Source organism: Acinetobacter variabilis, assembly GCF_000369625.1.
In the GTDB taxonomy this organism is placed as follows: Bacteria; Pseudomonadota; Gammaproteobacteria; order Pseudomonadales; family Moraxellaceae; genus Acinetobacter; species Acinetobacter variabilis.
This window is the reverse complement of record NZ_KB850113.1, coordinates 1,438,033-1,455,947: the sequence shown is the minus strand read 5'-3', so window position 1 is coordinate 1,455,947 and position 17,915 is coordinate 1,438,033. Positions and strand designations below refer to the sequence as shown.

At 39.6% G+C, this 17,915-nt stretch carries 15 protein-coding genes and 3 pseudogenes; 9 read left to right on the top strand and 9 right to left on the bottom strand.

All coding sequences use genetic code 11. The features are described from left to right. Positions 1-86 precede the first annotated feature (86 nt). Entirely contained in the window at positions 87-860 is a 774-nt protein-coding gene (locus tag F897_RS12555; RefSeq protein WP_005236423.1) for a M48 family metallopeptidase, read from the top strand. Positions 861-1,000: 140 nt separating this feature from the next. Here F897_RS12555 and slyD read toward each other — a convergent pair whose 3' ends face one another. From slyD to F897_RS12540, 3 genes are all read right to left on the bottom strand, one after another. Next, a complete protein-coding gene (gene slyD / locus F897_RS12550; protein WP_004784172.1) occupies positions 1,001-1,483 on the bottom strand; it encodes a peptidylprolyl isomerase in 483 nt (160 codons plus the stop codon). Positions 1,484-1,619: 136 nt separating this feature from the next. Beyond that, positions 1,620-2,906, bottom strand: coding sequence for an NAD(P)/FAD-dependent oxidoreductase (locus tag F897_RS12545; RefSeq protein WP_005236422.1), 1,287 nt, complete (start codon positions 2,904-2,906; stop codon positions 1,620-1,622). 213 nt (positions 2,907-3,119) lie between these two features. Further along, a complete protein-coding gene (locus F897_RS12540) occupies positions 3,120-4,433 on the bottom strand; it encodes a D-alanyl-D-alanine carboxypeptidase PBP6B (protein WP_005236419.1) in 1,314 nt (437 codons plus the stop codon). A gap of 175 nt (positions 4,434-4,608) precedes the next feature. Between F897_RS12540 and F897_RS12535 the strand changes: the two genes are divergently transcribed. Next, positions 4,609-6,312, top strand: a complete 1,704-nt coding sequence (locus F897_RS12535) for a M61 family metallopeptidase (protein ID WP_005236417.1) — start codon at positions 4,609-4,611, stop codon at positions 6,310-6,312. Between the two features lie 67 nt (positions 6,313-6,379). Here the strand turns inward: F897_RS12535 and paaI are convergent, their stop codons facing one another. From paaI to F897_RS12520, 3 genes and pseudogenes are all read right to left on the bottom strand, one after another. Next, positions 6,380-6,772, bottom strand: coding sequence for a hydroxyphenylacetyl-CoA thioesterase PaaI (gene paaI / locus F897_RS12530; RefSeq protein WP_005236416.1), 393 nt, complete (start codon positions 6,770-6,772; stop codon positions 6,380-6,382). Between the two features lie 169 nt (positions 6,773-6,941). After that, positions 6,942-7,340: a hydroxyisourate hydrolase gene (gene uraH / locus F897_RS12525; RefSeq protein WP_005236413.1), complete on the bottom strand. Its 399-nt coding sequence runs from the start codon at positions 7,338-7,340 to the stop codon at positions 6,942-6,944. Positions 7,341-7,371: 31 nt separating this feature from the next. Beyond that, positions 7,372-7,802, bottom strand: a pseudogene (locus F897_RS12520) (GlcG/HbpS family heme-binding protein). 174 nt (positions 7,803-7,976) lie between these two features. Here F897_RS12520 and F897_RS12515 point away from each other — a divergent pair. Beyond that, positions 7,977-8,653: pseudogene (locus F897_RS12515) on the top strand (heavy metal response regulator transcription factor). Next, positions 8,650-9,994, top strand: a pseudogene (locus tag F897_RS12510) (heavy metal sensor histidine kinase). Before F897_RS12515 ends, F897_RS12510 begins: the two co-directional pseudogenes overlap by 4 nt. 8 nt (positions 9,995-10,002) lie before the next feature. Here F897_RS12510 and F897_RS12505 read toward each other — a convergent pair. After that, complete coding sequence (locus tag F897_RS12505) at positions 10,003-10,785, bottom strand: rRNA large subunit pseudouridine synthase E (RefSeq protein ID WP_005236402.1); 783 nt, start codon at positions 10,783-10,785, stop codon at positions 10,003-10,005. A gap of 479 nt (positions 10,786-11,264) precedes the next feature. Here F897_RS12505 and F897_RS18195 point away from each other — a divergent pair, with 479 nt between their 5' ends. Both F897_RS18195 and F897_RS12500 read left to right on the top strand, forming a co-directional pair. Continuing rightward, positions 11,265-11,405, top strand: coding sequence for a hypothetical protein (locus F897_RS18195; protein WP_005236401.1), 141 nt, complete (start codon positions 11,265-11,267; stop codon positions 11,403-11,405). A gap of 248 nt (positions 11,406-11,653) precedes the next feature. Then, positions 11,654-11,839 (top strand): hypothetical protein, encoded by a 186-nt coding sequence (locus F897_RS12500; RefSeq protein ID WP_004784145.1) that lies wholly within the window; start codon positions 11,654-11,656, stop codon positions 11,837-11,839. Between the two features lie 678 nt (positions 11,840-12,517). Here F897_RS12500 and F897_RS17760 read toward each other — a convergent pair. Continuing rightward, on the bottom strand, positions 12,518-12,682 hold the full coding sequence (locus F897_RS17760) for a hypothetical protein (protein ID WP_005236398.1): 165 nt from the start codon (positions 12,680-12,682) through the stop codon (positions 12,518-12,520). Positions 12,683-13,562: 880 nt separating this feature from the next. On the opposite strand from F897_RS17760, the gene F897_RS18065 reads away from it, so the two are divergent. From F897_RS18065 to F897_RS12490, 3 genes are all read left to right on the top strand, one after another. Further along, positions 13,563-13,691: a hypothetical protein gene (locus F897_RS18065; RefSeq protein WP_004784138.1), complete on the top strand. Its 129-nt coding sequence runs from the start codon at positions 13,563-13,565 to the stop codon at positions 13,689-13,691. Positions 13,692-13,863: 172 nt separating this feature from the next. Next, positions 13,864-14,415 (top strand): M23 family metallopeptidase, encoded by a 552-nt coding sequence (locus tag F897_RS12495; RefSeq protein WP_005236397.1) that lies wholly within the window; start codon positions 13,864-13,866, stop codon positions 14,413-14,415. A gap of 88 nt (positions 14,416-14,503) precedes the next feature. Next, a complete protein-coding gene (locus tag F897_RS12490; protein ID WP_005236396.1) occupies positions 14,504-16,492 on the top strand; it encodes an acyltransferase family protein in 1,989 nt (662 codons plus the stop codon). Between the two features lie 74 nt (positions 16,493-16,566). On the opposite strand, the gene F897_RS12485 is transcribed toward F897_RS12490, so the two are convergent. Further along, the gene (locus tag F897_RS12485) at positions 16,567-17,775 is read right to left on the bottom strand and encodes a YbfB/YjiJ family MFS transporter (RefSeq protein WP_005236393.1); all 1,209 of its coding nucleotides are present in this window, start codon (positions 17,773-17,775) and stop codon (positions 16,567-16,569) included. Positions 17,776-17,915: the final 140 nt, after the last annotated feature.

The window sequence follows — 17,915 nt, the reverse complement described above, 5'->3', positions numbered from 1 at the left end:
GTAATTGTACATTTAGTTGCTCCAGCCTTTAACTTATAATTTTTTACTATGTAAATTAACCTTTTGCTTATGGTGGAGTCACTATAATGAAAAATAAATTCTTGTTAGGTATGGGTGCAGCCGCAGCCATTACTTTGTCTGGTTGTACAACTATTGCCGATATTGCGGGCGCAGATACAGCGACTTTAAATGCTTCAGCCAGCCAAAGCTACAATGCCATGGTGGCAGACGCTAAAGCGAAAGGCCAGCTGGATACCAGTTCAGCGACATATAGTCGTATTAATGCTGTTTTTAACCGTTTAAAACCTTATGCCAACCAGCTGAACCAGACAGGCACTGCATTCCAATGGCAGTTGGCTGTATTGAAATCTGATCAGGTCAACGCTTTTGTGGCACCTGGTGGTAAAGTGGTATTCTATACCGGTATCGTGAACAAGCTGAATCTGACCGATGCTGAGATTGCAGCCATTATGGGTCATGAAATGGTCCATGCCCTAGAAGAGCATGCGAAACAGAAACTTGGTGCACAAGCCCTGACTGATCTGGCATTGGGTATTGGTTTAAATGCAGCGGGCGTAGGACAAGGTGGTGCTGCAGTGGCACAATTGGGTAGCCAGATCGGCATCGGCTTACCTTACTCACGTAACCTAGAAAGCCGTGCTGATCAGGGCGGTTTAACTCTCATGGCGCGTGCTGGCTATAACCCGAATGCAGCGATTACTCTTTGGGAAAAAATGAACAAGCTTGAAGGTGGTAGCAATGGCGCGACTTTCCTGTCTACTCATCCATCGAACAGTCAGCGTATCGCAGCAATGCGTCAAAATCTGCCAGCAGCAATGCAGATCTATAATAAACGTTAATGATTGCGTAATTTGAGTGATCCGTGATTTTAATGATGAAAAGCAGGGCAGTAGTCCTGCTTTTTTTATATTTAAAATCTTAAGGCACTAAAAAAGGCAAAGTTTTCACTTTGCCTTTTTGTGCTAAAGACCGGGAAGTCTTAGTGGTGGTGACCACCTGCACCGTGTACGTGACCGTGATCAAGTTCTTCTTGAGAAGGTTCACGGATAGACACGATTTCAACTTCGAAAGTTAAATCTTGACCAGCAAGCGGGAAGTTAGCATCAACAACTACGTTGTCACCTTCAACTGCTTTAACAGTTACGATTTGAACGCCGTCATCAGTTTGTGCTTGGAACTGCATGCCTGCCTGGATGTTGTCTACGCCTTGGAACATTTGTTTAGGCACTTCTTGCACTAGCTCTGGGTTATATTCGCCATAGCCTTCAGCAGCAGGAACATTTACAGTGAATTTTTCACCAACAGTTTTGCCTTCTAAAGCTTTTTCTAAACCAGGGATGATGTTACCTGCACCGTGCAAATAGGCAAGTGGTTCACCTTGAGATTTGTCGAGAGTTTCACCCTCTGCGTTAGTCAATGTGTAGTGGAAAGAAACCACGAGGTTATTTGCAATAGCAGTCATATTAATTGATCCATTCAATTTTTTAAGGGTACATCATAAAGTGAAATTGTATTTTTGTAGACTAAAAATAGCAAAAAAATGCAATTTGACATGTTTAATGATGATTTTTTCATATATGAGGACAATATTTACAATTTCAATGCAATTTCAGCTTGGGTGCAATTTTTCGTGTAACAAAGTCTTTGGCAGTTAACAGGCCAGCATGGGTATAGCCATGAATGGTGGCCTGATGAATCCGGTACAGGGATACATACATGGATTTCGCGACAAAGCCTTGAACATTGACCTGACCCAATAATTCACCGACAGCGCTGTTTTGACTTAAAGACACTAATGAGCCTTTGTCAGAAAACTTGAACATCGGTAAATAGCTTTCGCCATTAATGCGTGCTTTTAAGGCTCTGACCAGAAAAGCGGCCTGCTGGCTGGCGACCTGTGCACGAGGGCCTAAAGCTGGTTGATCTGCTTCAGGCTGACAGTGAGCACAATCACCAAAAACGAAAATATCCGGGTCTGACAGAGTTTGCAGAGTTGCATAAACTTTTAGGCGATTAATGTTGTCTTTTTCCAGCTCTTTAAGTTTTGCCAGAACTTCAGGTGCTTTAATTCCAGCAGCCCAGACTTTAATTTCTGCTTCGAGGCTTGAATCATCAGCAAAGTAAATCTGGTCTTCATCGACTTTAGCGACCCTATGACTGGTTAATACCTCAATACCTAGACGATCGAGTTGCTCCATGGTGTGTTCAGCCATTTTCTCAGACAGTGCAGGTAAGATCCGATCAGCGGCTTCAATCAAAGTGATTTTGACTTTATTTGGATCAATCTTGTTCAGACCATATTTAAAAAAGTTTTGTTTGGCGATCACCAGCTCGGCAGCCAGTTCTACACCAGTCGCACCAGCCCCAATGATGGCAATTTTAAGCTCACGGGAAGAGGTTTGATTTTGAGCATTGAGATAAAGATGTAGCAGATCCTGCTGGAAGACATCGGCCTGCTGGCGGCTGTCGAGAAAATGACAGTATTGGGCAACACCTTCAGTATTGAAATCATTGGAAGTGGAACCTAGTGCTAACACTAGCGTGTCATAGCTGATGTGTTTCTTCTGTTTAGGCTGAGCTTTTTTAGAAAAATAATCTGTTTCCAGAATAATTTCTTTAGCCTCACGATCCAGATCAATAAATGTTCCCAGCACAAAGTGATAATGATGAGCTGCAGCATGACTAAAATAATTGGTTTCTTCTGCATGCGGATTAAGCGTACCTGCAGCAATTTCATGCAATAAGGGTTTCCAGATATGCGTCAGTTTCTGATCTACTAGGGTGATATGTGCTTTGCCACTCTTGCCTAAGGTTTCGCCCAATTGAGTAGCCAGTTCCAATCCACCTGCGCCACCACCTACAATTACGATTCGATGTGCTGTCATATATTATTAACCTATTTATTTTTCTAATAAAAATAAGAGAAATTTAGACCAAATATACTATGGCATGGGCAGCAGGCCGTCTTGATTAGAATTGTTATACAAATTACAAAACGTAGCAATTATGTCAGAAGAGGTAAAATTGACGAGAGAAAGAAGAAATTCTAAGGAGAGAGTTAGAAGGCAAATGAGAAGCCTTCTAACTGTATTCAGCGCTTATTTCTGGATTGGATAGAGTTTGGCACTTGGTGCACTTTCTGCAAAGATGCCAAAGAAGCTAGATAACCAGCTCAGGAATTTCTGGAAGAAACCTGCTTCTTCAAGTTCGACCATATCTTCAATCTGGATGGTACGAATAAGCTGATTATTCTGATAGACATGAATTGTCGCCAATGGCATCACTTTGGCCATAGGTGCAATCAGTTCAGAAGCATTCATTTCTACATTAATATGGGTCTGGGTTTCATGTAGGGGTTCAATGCTTTGCATTACACCATCACCTGTATTCAACATCACTCGTTGATGGTTTTGATCGAACTGGTTCAGGTCAATGGTATAATTCTGATCATATAAAGAGGTGGTAATAATCTGCGGCTGTTTAGTCTCAACCTTAAACATTTTCAAAGTCGATTTGATCACCGGTAATTCAGCCAGTAGCTGTTTGTCTTTAATGGCGACTTCATTGCGGGTATAGGTATATGCCAGATTCATTAACTTATGCGACACTTCAGCGCGTTTGGCAGCACTTTTGGTACCTAGAACTACCACGATCAAACGACGGTGGGGCAGTTCCATATCATAAGTCGGACGATTGGCAGTGAGCGCCAGGTTATAGCCGGCTGCGCGAGTAAAGCCCGTTTTTAAACCATCGACACTTGAGTCCACCTGCAACACGCGGTTAGTGGCACGGTGAAAATGGTTGTTATAGCTAAAACTTGGCTGCTTGGAATAATACAGATAGTCCGGAGTCTGGTTGACCACAGCTGCCGACAAACGCGCCAAATCGGCTGCAGTAGAATAATGCTCAGGCATGGTAATGCCGGCCGGATTCTGGAAATGGGTATGTACCATGCCCAAAGCTTTTGCTTCCCGATTCATTCGCTCGACAAAGCTTGGAATATCACCTGAAATTTTTTCTGCCAATGTCACAGCAGCATCATTCGCCGACATGATAATCAGGCCTGCTAGAAGCTGATCAATCGAAATCTGCTCACCTTCTTTCAGGTACATTTGTGACTCATCCCACATCACTGTTTTAACAATCGGCGTTGCAGTTAATACTTCACTTTTATCCAATTTACCTGCCTGAATTTCCTTGAGTGCAATATAAGCGACCATCATTTTGGTGAGGGAAGCAGGTGCACGCTGAACATCGGCATTGTGTTCGGCAATGACCTGACCTGATTGTGAGTCAAGAATGGTCCAGGCTTCTGCTTCAACGCTTTCAGGCAAAATATTCAGAAGGGCAGCATATGAAATTGCAGGCACAAACAGGCTGAGAACTGCAAGCAGTGAGATGATGTATTTCAAAGATGTTCCTTAATAACCAACCGGTCGATGAACGATTTAATTTTCACGCATGCTATGCCTTTTTTTTAAAGATAGCTAGTCAGAAATGTAGACAAATGCGACAGCTAAGCAATACTGGCCTAAAAAATGCTAAGCTAAGCTATAACTCATTTATTTGTATTTTATATCGCCCATTATGTTGCATTATCAAATCGAATTTGACGATTATCGTCAGCACCTTATTCACGTAACTCTTCGCTTTTTAGCAGACCCAACGCAAGTCCTTTCTTTACCGACCTGGATTCCGGGCAGTTACTTGATTCGCGAGTTCTCAAAGCATATTGAGGCGGTCAAGGCTTATGATGAGGATGGACGCCAGCTACAAATCCAGAAGTTTGAAAAGAATAAATGGCGTTTATTCAATACGGATCATGAACTGATTACTGTGGAATACGATGTCTACGCGTATGACCTGTCTGTTCGTGGTGCATATGTGGATCAAAACCGTCTCTATGTGAACCCGGCTTGTGCATGTTTGGGGTTGGAAGGTCAGGAAGATAAAGAAATTGAAGTTGAAGTATTCCTGCCGGATGAGCTGAAACATTTCCAGCTTGCGACGGGTATGCAGGCCAAAAGTCTGGTCAAAGGTCGCTATACCTTAAAAGCAAAAAACTATGCTGAACTGATTGATGCACCGTTTGAACTGGCAGAGCAGACCCGTTTCAGTTTTGAAGCCAATGGCATTCCGCATGAGTTTGTGGTGTCAGGCAAACATGCGATGAATGAACAGCGTATGAAGCAGGATATTGAGAAAATCTGTGCGACAGAAATTTCCATGTTCGGTTCTGCACCATTCAATGATTATACCTTTATGACTATGGCAACCGGTAACAGCTATGGTGGTCTGGAGCATCCGAACTCAACCAGTCTGATTACACCGCGTGATGACTTCCCTAAAGCAGATGAGCCTGAAGAGCCATCGAAAGATTATCAGCGTTTCCTTGGTCTATGTAGTCATGAGTATTTCCATTCATGGTTAGTTAAATTTATTCGTCCAGAAAACTTCGTGAATTATGACCTGAACAAAGAAGGCTATACCTCTTTGCTTTGGATCTTTGAAGGGTTTACGTCTTATTATGACGACCTGATTCTGCTACGTAGTGGTGTGATCAATCAGGAATCTTATATTGCATTGCTGAAAGCGCAGATTGATCGCTATTTGCAAAACCCGGGACGTTTTATCCAGTCAGTATCTGAGTCTAGCTTTGATGCCTGGGTGAAATTCTATCGTCAGGATGAAAACTCAAACAATGCCGGTACAAGCTACTACAATAAAGGCTGTTTAGTCGCATTGTGTCTTGATCTAGGTCTCCGTCTGCGTGGCTCAAGTCTGGACGCTTTGATGCGTAAGCTTTATGAAAATACGCAAAATGGCATTCAGGTCAATGAACGGACTATCTTTGAGTTATGTCAGGAATTGACAGGTGATAACTGGTTAGAACAGATCAATCATCTGATCAATACTACTGATGAATTGCCATTGGATCAGCTACTACCTGAATTTGGCGTGAGCTATACCCTGAAAAATGATAAGTCATTACCATTCGGTCTGAAACTTGCAGATAAGCCTGAAGGTGTGCTGGTTCAGTCTGCACGTCGTGATGGAGCAGGGGTGAAAGCGGGCCTTTCAGCGAATGATGTAATTGTGGCGATTGATGGCCTTAAAGCAACGACGAAACTTGTCGAGAAATATACGAAACAGGAAGGTACTTATACTGTCCATGCATTCCGTCGTGATGAGCTGATGACTTTTGACGTTCAAAATGGTGGTTCTGAACTGACTGAAGTTGAACTGAAAGTTGAAGATCAAGCTAAAGCCGAGAAATGGTTGAAAGCTTAATCAGAATGTTGCTATTAAAAAAACCGCTGTTAAGACAGCGGTTTTTTCATTGGGTTTTTTAGATGATTTATTTAATGATCAGTCGTGAAGTTCCACGGAATTCAGCCACGATTTGATCTTTCTGATTCAGGATCTGAATATCGTAAATACCACTACGACCGCTACTGGCCTTATGTTCAGCTATGGCGATAAGGGTGTCACCTAACGAAGCTGGTTTTAGATAATGAATACCGCAATGCTGGCCGACTGCTGGATGTTCGCCGGTATTGCAGGCAATGGCAAATGCAGCATCAGCTAATGCAAAAATCACAGCGCCATTACAGGTCTGATGTCCCTGTAAATGTTGTTCAGTCACTTTAAGTTTAATCTTCGCATGATTGTGGTTATAGGAAATTAGATGCGCACCGAGATACTGAATTAATCGGTCCTGGTGAAACATTTGATTCACTTGCTGATCCATTGCAAAACTCCTTTTTAGATACACTTTATTTTAAAAATATTAATTATGTGAATCATAAATAGCATTCCAGCAGATAAATAACAAGCGAAAGCCAGATGAATGATAAAATGCAGCTGTTTTACACATCAAAATAAAGCGCCATGTAAATGACGCTTATAGATAATAAGGATTAGTTGCCACGATAGGTTGAATAACCATAAGAGCTCAGTAATAAGGGAATATGATAGTGCTCTAGGGTACCGTCAATCGTAAATACCACAGGCACTTCAGGGAAGAAGGTGCGTTGATTATTGGCCTTAAACCAGTCACCGGTTTTGAAGGTCACTTTATAGATGCCTTTCTGTAAAGCAGTATCTTTAGGATAAAACTCTTTAATACGGCCATTGGCATCTGTTTTTAACTCATTCAGTTTTATCCACTTGTCACCTTGCTGAGCTTCCAAAATCACCGCGACATTGGCGGAAGGCAGACCAGTTTCCTGATTCAGCACATGCACACTTAAAGGATTCTGTGCAAAAGAAAAGCTTGCTGTCGCCGCTAGAAGAGCACCAAAAATAATTTTTTTCATTTGTCTGTTCCTACTCTAGAGATGGATAAAATTAAAGTTGTTTTAAAGTATGTTGAATGCCTTGTACGGCACACTGATGATCCTGTTCAGAGCCACCAGAGCCTGCAACACTAACAGCGCCAATGAGCTGGTTTTTACCCCGCCGCCCAATAATAACAATTCATCCAAGGTATTTAAATTCTGTGCATCCGGGTTCTTTTGTGCATGACGCATAAAATCCAATGTACTTGTCTTAGTCGAGTATGCAGTAAAGGCTTTACGCTGTGATGCAGTTAAATTGTGAATTCCGACAGATTCATGCCGTTGACTGGCCAGAACATTGCCGCCTTGATCCAGTACCGTGACTGCAGCGGGTTTGCTGGCTTTCTGACAAGTTTGCATGACATTCTCAGCAAGTTGGTTTGCTGTGTTCAAGTCCATAATATAGGCCGTTTTTAATTCAGCATGGCTTAAGCTGACCATCGCTAAGCTCGCTAGATATAACAATATTTTTCTCTGATTCAATCTGCTTCTCATGATAATGTTCAGTCATATAGAAATTGAGAAGATCATAATCAAAGAATTGAAGCTCATAGATGACAATCAGATTACCAATTTTTAATCTTTGCGCTGTATGAAATTGATTAAACTCAGCCCATGCATATTTTAATTGTAGAGGATGAAGCCAAAATTGCCGGCTTCTTGGCCACAGGCTTAAATGAATCCGGCTACCAGACTACACAGGTGGGTAATGGCCTGCATGCCTTATCAGTGCTGGAACAGCAACCGATTGATCTGGTATTTCTAGATGTGGTGCTGCCCGACCTGGACGGCTGGCAAGTCCTCAAAACCTTGCGTACTTTCTCTAAAGTTCCCGTACTCATGCTGACTGCCAAAGATCATGTGCTTGACCGGGTCAAAGGATTGGAACTAGGTGCAGATGACTATTTAACTTAACCAAACCTTTCTCTTATATCGAACTTTTGGCCCGGATTAAAAGTCTGCTGCGCCGTGTCCCCAAAACTGAACATGAAGTGTATCAGGTGGCCAATTTAGAGCTGAATCGTTTAACCCGGGAAGTGTTTCGAGACCGGCAAAAAATTGAGCTTACCCAAAAAGAGTTTGCACTTTTGCAGTTGCTGATGGAACACCAGTCCGAAGTGTTAACCCGGACACAAATTGCTTCACTGGTCTGGAATATTAATTTTAATACCGATACCAATGTCGTTGATGTTGTTGTACGCCGATTACGTTCTAAAATTGATGACCATTTCAGTCCAAAACTTATTCATACGGTACGTGGTATGGGCTATAAGCTGGATGCGCAAGCATGAAAATGCATTTGGGTATACGACTCGGTATCGCCTTCGGCCTCATTTCCTGTATCGTTTTTTTAAGCATCGGCGGGTTGTCCTATCATAATATGCAGCAGATGGTGCTACAACAGCAGGATGAAGCTTTGGCCTTGCGGATTTCCAGAATAGAAATATTTCTGGCTGATCAGCAAAGCTTTCAGGTACTGATCGAACATCCGGAGCTTTATGAAAATATGCTTGGACAGGAAGATAATTTATTGATCCTTAAAAACGCGCAGAATACCTTGATTGACATTAATCCTTTAAATATTACTATTCCTCTATTGGATTATCACACCAAGCTAAATTATCAAAATAATAAAATTGAACAACCCACGACCCGTTTGGCATTTAAGCAAGTGGACTTTAATGGACAGACTTATCAACTGATTGCCGGTAAGCAACTCATAGCAGGGCAACAGGTTTTAAAGCATTACCTGATAAAATTAGTGATCTACACTCTGCTTGGTATTATTTTATCCACCTTGTTAGCCTGGCTGATGGGACACTATCTGCTACGATCCATGCGTCAATTAATTTACGCCACTCAGCAGATTAATGTACAGCAGCTGGATCAACGCATCGAGTTGCCATCCCGAACTATTGAGGTACAGCAACTAACAGAGGCATAAATGCCATGCTGGACCGAATACAGCAAGGCTATGAACAGCTGGTCCGATTTTCTGAAGATATTTCTCATGAATTACGAACGCCCCTGAATAACTTGATGGGGCAAACCCAGATTGCCTTGTCGAAGTCACGTAGTCGTGATGAATTAGAAAATTTGCTGTATTCCCATCTGGAAGAATATGAACGTCTGCCCCAGATGATTGAAAACATGCTGTTTATCGCCCGGGTAGAACATGGTCATTATCAGATAGAAAAACAGACACTAGAACTGAGCCAGATCATAGAGGATTTGCTGGCATATTTTGAGTTTATGGCAGAAGAAAAAATATGTCTATTTATACGGATATTCCGGCTCAACTGAATATATCTGCGCATCCGGAACATCTGCAACGTGCGCTTGCCAATTTACTCAGCAACGCAGTGCAGTATGGAAAGGAAAATGGAGAGATCAGAATCACGGCGATGACTACAGAAAATAGCTGTCGGATTGATGTGCTGACAGCAGGTGTACATATTGGCGAACAGCATTTAGCCCATCTGTTTGAACGTTTTTACCAGATTGATAGCAGCCGGCATCAAAAAGCCCAAACGGGTGGTTTGGGCTTGGCGGTTGTGCAGTTGCATCAGGGGGAAGTTCAGGTGAATAACCATCCTCAAGGTGTGGTCTTTAGTTTGATCTTCCCGACCTGAGCAGTGGCTTAACGGGTACGACGGCCACGACTCTTAGTATTTGGACGGGTAGTACCATTAGTCTTGCGACGTGGTTTTTCACCTTCTTCCATTTGCCAGATACGCGGTGTACCGGTTTTTTTCTTGGTGCCGTCTTTCGTTACTTTCTTGTTAATCGGTTTACCACCGGTACCACCTGGCTTTTTCACATAAGAGCGCGAGCGGTAAGGTTCTTGAGCAGGCACATCTTTAAAGTCTGGATAAAGTAGGGGTTCAATTTCTTTAGTTTCACCTGGCTGTAAACCTAATTGAACCAGATCAATCGAACCGATTTTGGTGCGAATCAAACGTAAGGTAGGAAAGCCGACTGCTGCAGTCATACGACGAACCTGACGGTTGCGACCTTCACAGATTGAAATTTCGACCCATGAAGTTGGAACAGAAGCACGGAAACGTACCGGGGGATTACGTTCCCATAACCATTCCGGTTCAGTGACTTTAATTGCTTTGGCTGGTAGCGTAATACCGTCATTCAGTTCAACGCCCTTACGAAGCTGTTCCAAGGCTTCTTCAGTTATATCGCCATCGACCTGAACCAGATAAGTTTTGAATTTTTTGCTGGCTGGATTGGTAATATATTGGTTTAAACCGCCATGATCGGTCAGGAACATCAAACCTTCAGAATCCATATCCAGACGACCAGCAATACGCAGATCCGGATCGTCTACAAAATCCGCCATAGTCTGATGTTTTTCATCTGGACGAAATTGGGAGAGGACGTCATAAGGCTTGTTAAGAATGACAATTTTCACTTTAACCTACTAAAATATATAAAATAATTCTGATGTGGCAGTCATGTTGCCCATTGTAATACTCCTTTACTTATAAATAGGAGATAAGGGAAGACATAAAAGAGTCCACTAAGTGGAAGCTATCATAGCAGATTCTGATTTATCTTCCTCGAATTTATGTTTTGCATCAAATTTGATTGCGTTTGATTGCGACCATGCCGCTTTAAAATGATGTGCTTTTTGTATTCAAATATGATCTTCCGTTTAAGAATGTTAATCCTCGATAATCTACATTTTCGACTGTACTTGTCGATTTAGTTAAGGGAAAATAAGACAATTCAAGGCAAAGCAAAAAATTGATAATGATTTTTATAGACCTGAAATGGCTTTGATGAATTTACATACCATACAAAAAGCTTTCCAAATTGGCTTAGACCACTACAAAGCAAGCTGATATTTTAATTTCACAGTTTCTAATATTTTTAATTTTGAGGTGAACAATGAAATTGTTGACTTTAATTAGTATGGGTATTGCAGCAAGTTATTGTTATAAAACCATCAAACATAACAAGCAAAATCTTTCAAATCTAAGTTTTGATGAAGTGATAAATCAACACATTTTACGAGATTTTATAGCCTGAGCATTACTTATATTTACCGCTAGTTTAATTTGATTATAAATAGAAAATCTCAACATATATTGTTGGGGTTTTTTATTTTTTATCGTTTGAATATTTTTAAATAAGGTGCATAAGAAAATTTATATCAAAATAAAAGTTACATGATTAATCTATTAAATAGTCAATTAATACAACTCTATAAAGCAATGTAAACGAAAAATTTAAATCTTCTGCTAAATTAAAAATAAACCAAATGTGTGGAGGTTTGTATGAGAAATATACCAGAAGGAACCCAGGTTATTCATCATATATCAGCTCAGGACTGTGCATTCTATAAGGAAGAAAATGGAATTCTGAAAGTCTGGAATAGTGGCACTTGGGTGAATGCGATTGTACCAAATCTGGAAAAGATGATGGAGCTTGATTTCGAGTTAGAAGTACTCAAATCTATGTAGTAATTTAAAATTTAAAGATCCTTCTATGTAGGATCTTTAAATTTATATTGAGGTTTTAAAAATAATAAAAAATATCTTTACGATAAAAGAGAATTTTATTGAAAATAAAATAGCAGTTGTTGATTAATTAAAAATACATATCAGTTGTTTAGTTTTAATTTAATATAAAATATGCAAAATAAATTATGAAATAGTAAAGTTAGAACCTATGAAATAACTTAAAAAGACATTAAGTTCAGAAGCTTAAATTTTGGAATGGCAATATATTACATAGAAAAATTTTTTATAAACAAAGATTATTTTATGATTTCAAAGAAATAATCTATTAATTTTTTAAATAAAATCCATTAAGTAGTTGAAAATTAAGAATATATTTGTTGATAATTAAGGTTTAATTTATAGTTTTACTCTCTTATATTGTGTTTTACTTTAGTTTAAATATTCAAGATTATGTAATATTTTGTTATTTGGTTTTATGCTTATGTAGTGTATAAATAATATACAGCTCTCCATGAGGGTAAAACACATGACTAAAGCAGAAATAGCTGTCTCCGCATTGGCCGTATTCCTTATTACCTTGATGGTTTATGGAGTAGGACAATCATTGAGTTATTAAAATAACTTTTTTCTAATGATTCCCATATGTAAATAAAGCCCTTCGTGGGCTTTATTTTGTTTTCAGTCTGAGTCTGAATCACTCTTCTGATTTTCAGAATATTCTAGCGCAGCTTTTTGTGCTTCTACGGCAGCTTTAGCTTCCAAAGGAATAGCATCTGCTGCAATAGTAGAAGTACCATAAAGGCCTATCATAATGAGTATTAGAATTTTCGAAAACTGTTTCATATGAAATCCTCTAATTTTCTAAAACTTGATTTCAGTGTAGGGGATAAAACTCTCTGGGCATGTATGAGCGGTGTCTGCTTATGTAAGATATTCGAGCTTAGCGTGAAAACCCTTTCACCTTATGTAAGAACAATTATCTTATGAATTATTTTGTAGACTTAATTAAAGAAATGTTTTAGAAATTGAAAATATTAAATTTCTTAAATTTATAACGAGAAAGATATAAATTTAATAAACTTAAAATTTAATTCCTATAAAGAGAATATAAGCATTTATTGAATAAAATAATGTGGATTAAAAATAGTTCAAATAGGAACAATAAAAAATATTATAGAGCTAAGAATATTTGAACCTTAGCAGATTCTATGCAAGTAGCAGCACAATCGGAAATTAATAAATTTTTAAACTTCAAAATTGTGGCAAGATGACTCTGAATACAGATCTAATATTCAATCTACCTGATCATCCAGTTATTCCTTTACTGCGAAAACTGTGGTGGCCTACATTTTATAGCCTCTCATACTAAATATACTATTACTGCGTTGGTTCGATTCTGAACTGGAAACTTTGTGAACGTTGATACATCAATGCTAAATTTGAATCATCACGTTAGACCCGCATTTATTGTTAAATATTTGAAGGGTTTCATTCAGAAAACCATATTTATATTCAGGGTTAAAACAGGTATCAACATGCAACGCTATGTAAGCGATGTAAATACCTCGAATAAAGATCTAATCAGAATTGAATGACTTAACTAAAGATGCTTTTACATTGACGTATTTGGATACAGCTCCGCGATTGGCTTATTTTATATAAAGGTTAGAGTGATTAATGCAACTTCCAGTGATAGAGACAGTTCTCCAAAGGAGTTTATGCTATGGCTAAATCAAGAGCAAAACATAAGCAGGTTCAGCAAAAGGATAAAAAGGACAGCGCTCAGAATGAAGAGCAGCAACAACAGCAACAGCAGCCCTCTAAACCATCCCGTGCGAAAAAGCGTAAATAAAATTTAGACTTGATTCAACAAAACCCTCAGCTGAGGGTTTTGTTATTTTTTAAGGTTATTTCAAAAACAACCTGGAAAAAACATCACTAAAAATAACAGGATTTTGACTTTAAATTTTTCTGTATTCCTTAAGATAAAACGAACCCCTCATTAAACAGCTAAGCGAGCTATTGTGAAAATTCCCAGAATTCTGCTTTTAATATTTTCCTTAAGCATATTACTTACTGCCTGTCAGCCACCGCCATCAGGTGAACCAGTGGACTGGAAAAGTCCCTACCTCTATTGGCAATTAAAAAAAGCTGAGCTGATTAGACCAGTAGAAATTCCTGTACAAGGAGTAAAACCTCGCCAGATTCAGGATACTTGGGGTGGAGCACGGAGTGAAGGTCGCAAACATGAGGGGACTGATATTTTTGCTAAACGGGGAACACCGGTAGTCAGTGCGACCCAAGGGATCGTCCGTAAGATCGGCACCAATAATTTGGGTGGTAAAGTTATCTGGATTACTGGCCCGAATTTAAGCCAACATTATTATGCTCATCTAGATGATTATGCTGAACATATTCAGGAAGGAGATTGGGTAGAAGCAGGTGAAATCATTGCCTATGTCGGCAATACAGGTAATGCTAAAAATACACCACCACATTTGCATTATGGGATTTATCTCAGTGGGGAAGGTGCGACCAATCCTTATCCTTATTTAAAGGTAGAAGAATTGGAATAAGCGCAGGTGAATGTAAAAAAAATGTAAAAGATCGCCATCTAAAGAATGAAAAGCATAAAATAGCGTATCTCCCGTTTTTCCTGTTTTTATGAGTTTTGCTTATCGAACAGATATCGATGGCCTGAGAGCGATTGCAGTATCATTGGTCATTTTCAATCACCTCGGCTGGTCACTATTTTCTGGCGGCTATATTGGTGTTGATATTTTCTTTGTCATTTCCGGTTATCTCATTACGATCATTTTGAAGTGCGATATTGAGTTGCAGCAATTTTCAATTGCACGGTTTTATAAGAAACGGGTGATCCGTCTGGCACCTGCATATTTTACTGTACTGGCAATTGTCAGCCTGATTGCTTGGCAGGTGATGTTGCCGGGTGAGCTGACGGAATATTTTAAAAGCGTCATGTATGCCACTGTGCTCATTGCTAATCTGTATATGCGAAATGAGGTGGGAGATTATTTCAGTCCGAATGTAGAAAATGTGCCTTTGTTGCATTTATGGTCATTGGGCGTAGAAGAGCAGTTTTATATTTTCTGGCCGCTCTTGCTATGGCTATTCTTGAGTAAAACCTCACGTAAATATCTTTGGCTTGTTATTAGTGTATTTATTGTCGTTTTAGTTATATACGCCCAGCAGCAACTGACTCATGATCCAGCCAAAGCTTACTATAGCATGCCGGTACGAGCGTTTGAGTTATTGATTGGCGCATTGATTAGCTGCTTGCCAAAACTGAATCTGCCAAAAAAACTATTACAGGGATTGGTCTGGGCTGGAGTAAGTGTTCTATTTGCAACTGCAATTTATTTTGATCAGCAAACACTATTCCCAGGACTGATGGCATTGATCCCGTGTCTTGCAACAGCACTGATTATTTATCTGGGACAATCTATATCTTCAAGTAATTTATTACTGAGTAATCGTCTTAGTACATGGATTGGCAAGATTTCATATCCTCTGTATCTATGGCACTGGCCAATCATCGTGTTCTTTGGCATTTATATGCTGCCCTTGAATCTGGAAAATCAGATTATTATTGTTTTTCTATCACTTATATGTGCATTTCTGACTTATAAACTGGCTGAAACACCACTGAAACGCTTTGTGATGGCTGCAAATTATAAAGTGATTATTCTTGGGTTTCTGTTACCTGCAGTCAGTTTTATTGCGATCGCCCAAACCATCAAAACACATGAAGGTTTCCCGGAGCGTTTTCCAAAATCGGTGTATGACAAACAGGAAGCATTACATACCTATGCACATGTGATTCGTAGTAACTGCATGGATACTGCGGATCCAAATGTTTTACCCAATGCTCAGGATTGTGTTTTAGGACAATCTAAAGAAGATATTGATTTCCTGTTGATTGGCGATTCGCATGCCAATGCCTACACAGCAATGCTGGATGAATGGGCAAAGGATGCTGATTTACGCGGTTATGACGTTACGCAAAGCTCAACCTTTTATCTGCCAGATGTGCAGCGATTTGAATTAAAGTTGAATCAATGGAAAGAATTGACCAAATTCCAAAAACGTAATGATGCTATTACTGCGCATCTTAAAGAAACCCATTATCCAATGATTATTCTGGCAGGATCTTATGCACCGTATTTTGGTGATGAGTTAAAAATTAAGGATGGAATCCATAATTCAGATCAAGAGATATTTAAAGCAGGCTTGATGAAGGCCTTAGAAATTGCCCATCAATCTAGTGATCAGGTGGTGCTAATTAATGATGTCCCACATCTAGACTGGGAGGGGATTCCATCTGATTGTAATATTCGTAAAGAGATTCTTCATCGAGACGCTTCATGTACGGTTTCTCGAAAAAGTTATGAAGCACATTTAAAGCAATTCAATCAGATTTTGGCAGAAGCAAAACTGAAATATCCACAATTAAAAATTATTGATCCAACCAAAGTCATCTGTGATCAGCAGACATGTAAAACGATGTTGAATGATGTGCCTTTGTATCGTTTTAAAGATGATAATCATCTTAATGATCAGGGTTCACGGCAATTGGGTGTTGAATATCTAAAACAGTTTGGTAATCCGCTTAAAGATTTGAAAAAAGATTAAATGGAATAAAACCACGTTTAATGACGTGGTTCTATTCCTTGGGATTTGGGTCATTGACCGATTCTAATCTTTATTTAATTCTTTTCTTCTTGAACAGAAACCGGTTGCGGTTGCTCATCCGTCTTATATTTGGAAGAACGTGTATTCCAGAACAGTTGTAATGTTCCCCCTAATAAAACTAAAGCAGCCAGCATAAACTGTTGATGATAGTTCAATCCAAGATATTGCAGGGCGCTAAAACTTAATCCACCAATCAGCTGAACAGAGGCAAAACATAGAGTCGCAATACTCCAGAGCTTTTTATAGGCCAGTCCATACAGTTGCAAAATGGTATAAGAGGTGAGGAAAACCACAGCGGGATTCAACATTCCGGTAAAAAAAGAAGAACTGAAAGTGAGGAACGGGTTAGCATTTAAAGTCGCGATGAAAATCGCCAGAATATACACACTATAAAGAATCTTTAAGGCGGTAAAATTGCCAAATTTTCTTGCCAGAATATAGGCAGAAAAAGCACCTAAGGCACTGCCCAAACCATATAGAATCCAGTTAAAGTTAATCCAGAATAAGCTTAATCCTAGTTCATGGCTGAGATAGTCAATCCAGAACAGGGAATGCGGAATATAGGCAAATGCACTACAGGCATAAACCGCCAGTAAACTATAAAAGACTGTATTTAAAGGTACTTGAGCAGCATGAGAAACAGATGGTTTAGCTAGATAGGGTTTAAATTGTTGTATCAGTAGGCTTAAGCAGATACAAATCATCAGGGCAAACCCACATAAGATCAGCCAAGCCGTACGTATGGAAATCTGGTCAAGATAAGGCAAAAACAGGGTAGCTAATAAAACCCCTAATCCAATCCCGCTAAAACCAATAAAATTGATTTTAAAACGGTCTTTTAAATCACAACACTGAGCCACGACACTCGGTGACAAAATCATGAGCAGGCCACCACTAATGCCGGAAATCACGCGCCAGCTGGTATACCAGATTTCAGGAAATCCTGAAAAAGCGCAACAGAATAGGCTAACCATTCCAGCTATTGCAGCAAGCTGGATATAGGTACTCATGCTTCGATCTTGGGGCAAGCGCATCGCTGCAAAAGCACCAATTAAATAACCCAGCAGATTGGCACTACCTAAAAGACTGGCAAAGCTCGCGCTCCAGGCAAAGGCTTCACGTGTACCAGGTAACAGGGCAGTATAGGAAAAACGCAGAATGCCGATGCCTAAGCACATGCTCAGGCAGAGAAAAAGACTAAGCTTGACCGTATTTGAGGACATCCATATACTCTTGAAGTTTTATATTTTTTTAAAAAATAGCATGAATCATCAAGCTAAAGGAGAAAAGGCTGAATAGATTTTATTGAGAAAAGAAACTCTGGATTAACAGCATGCTTCTATTTTAAATATCTGTAAAGCTT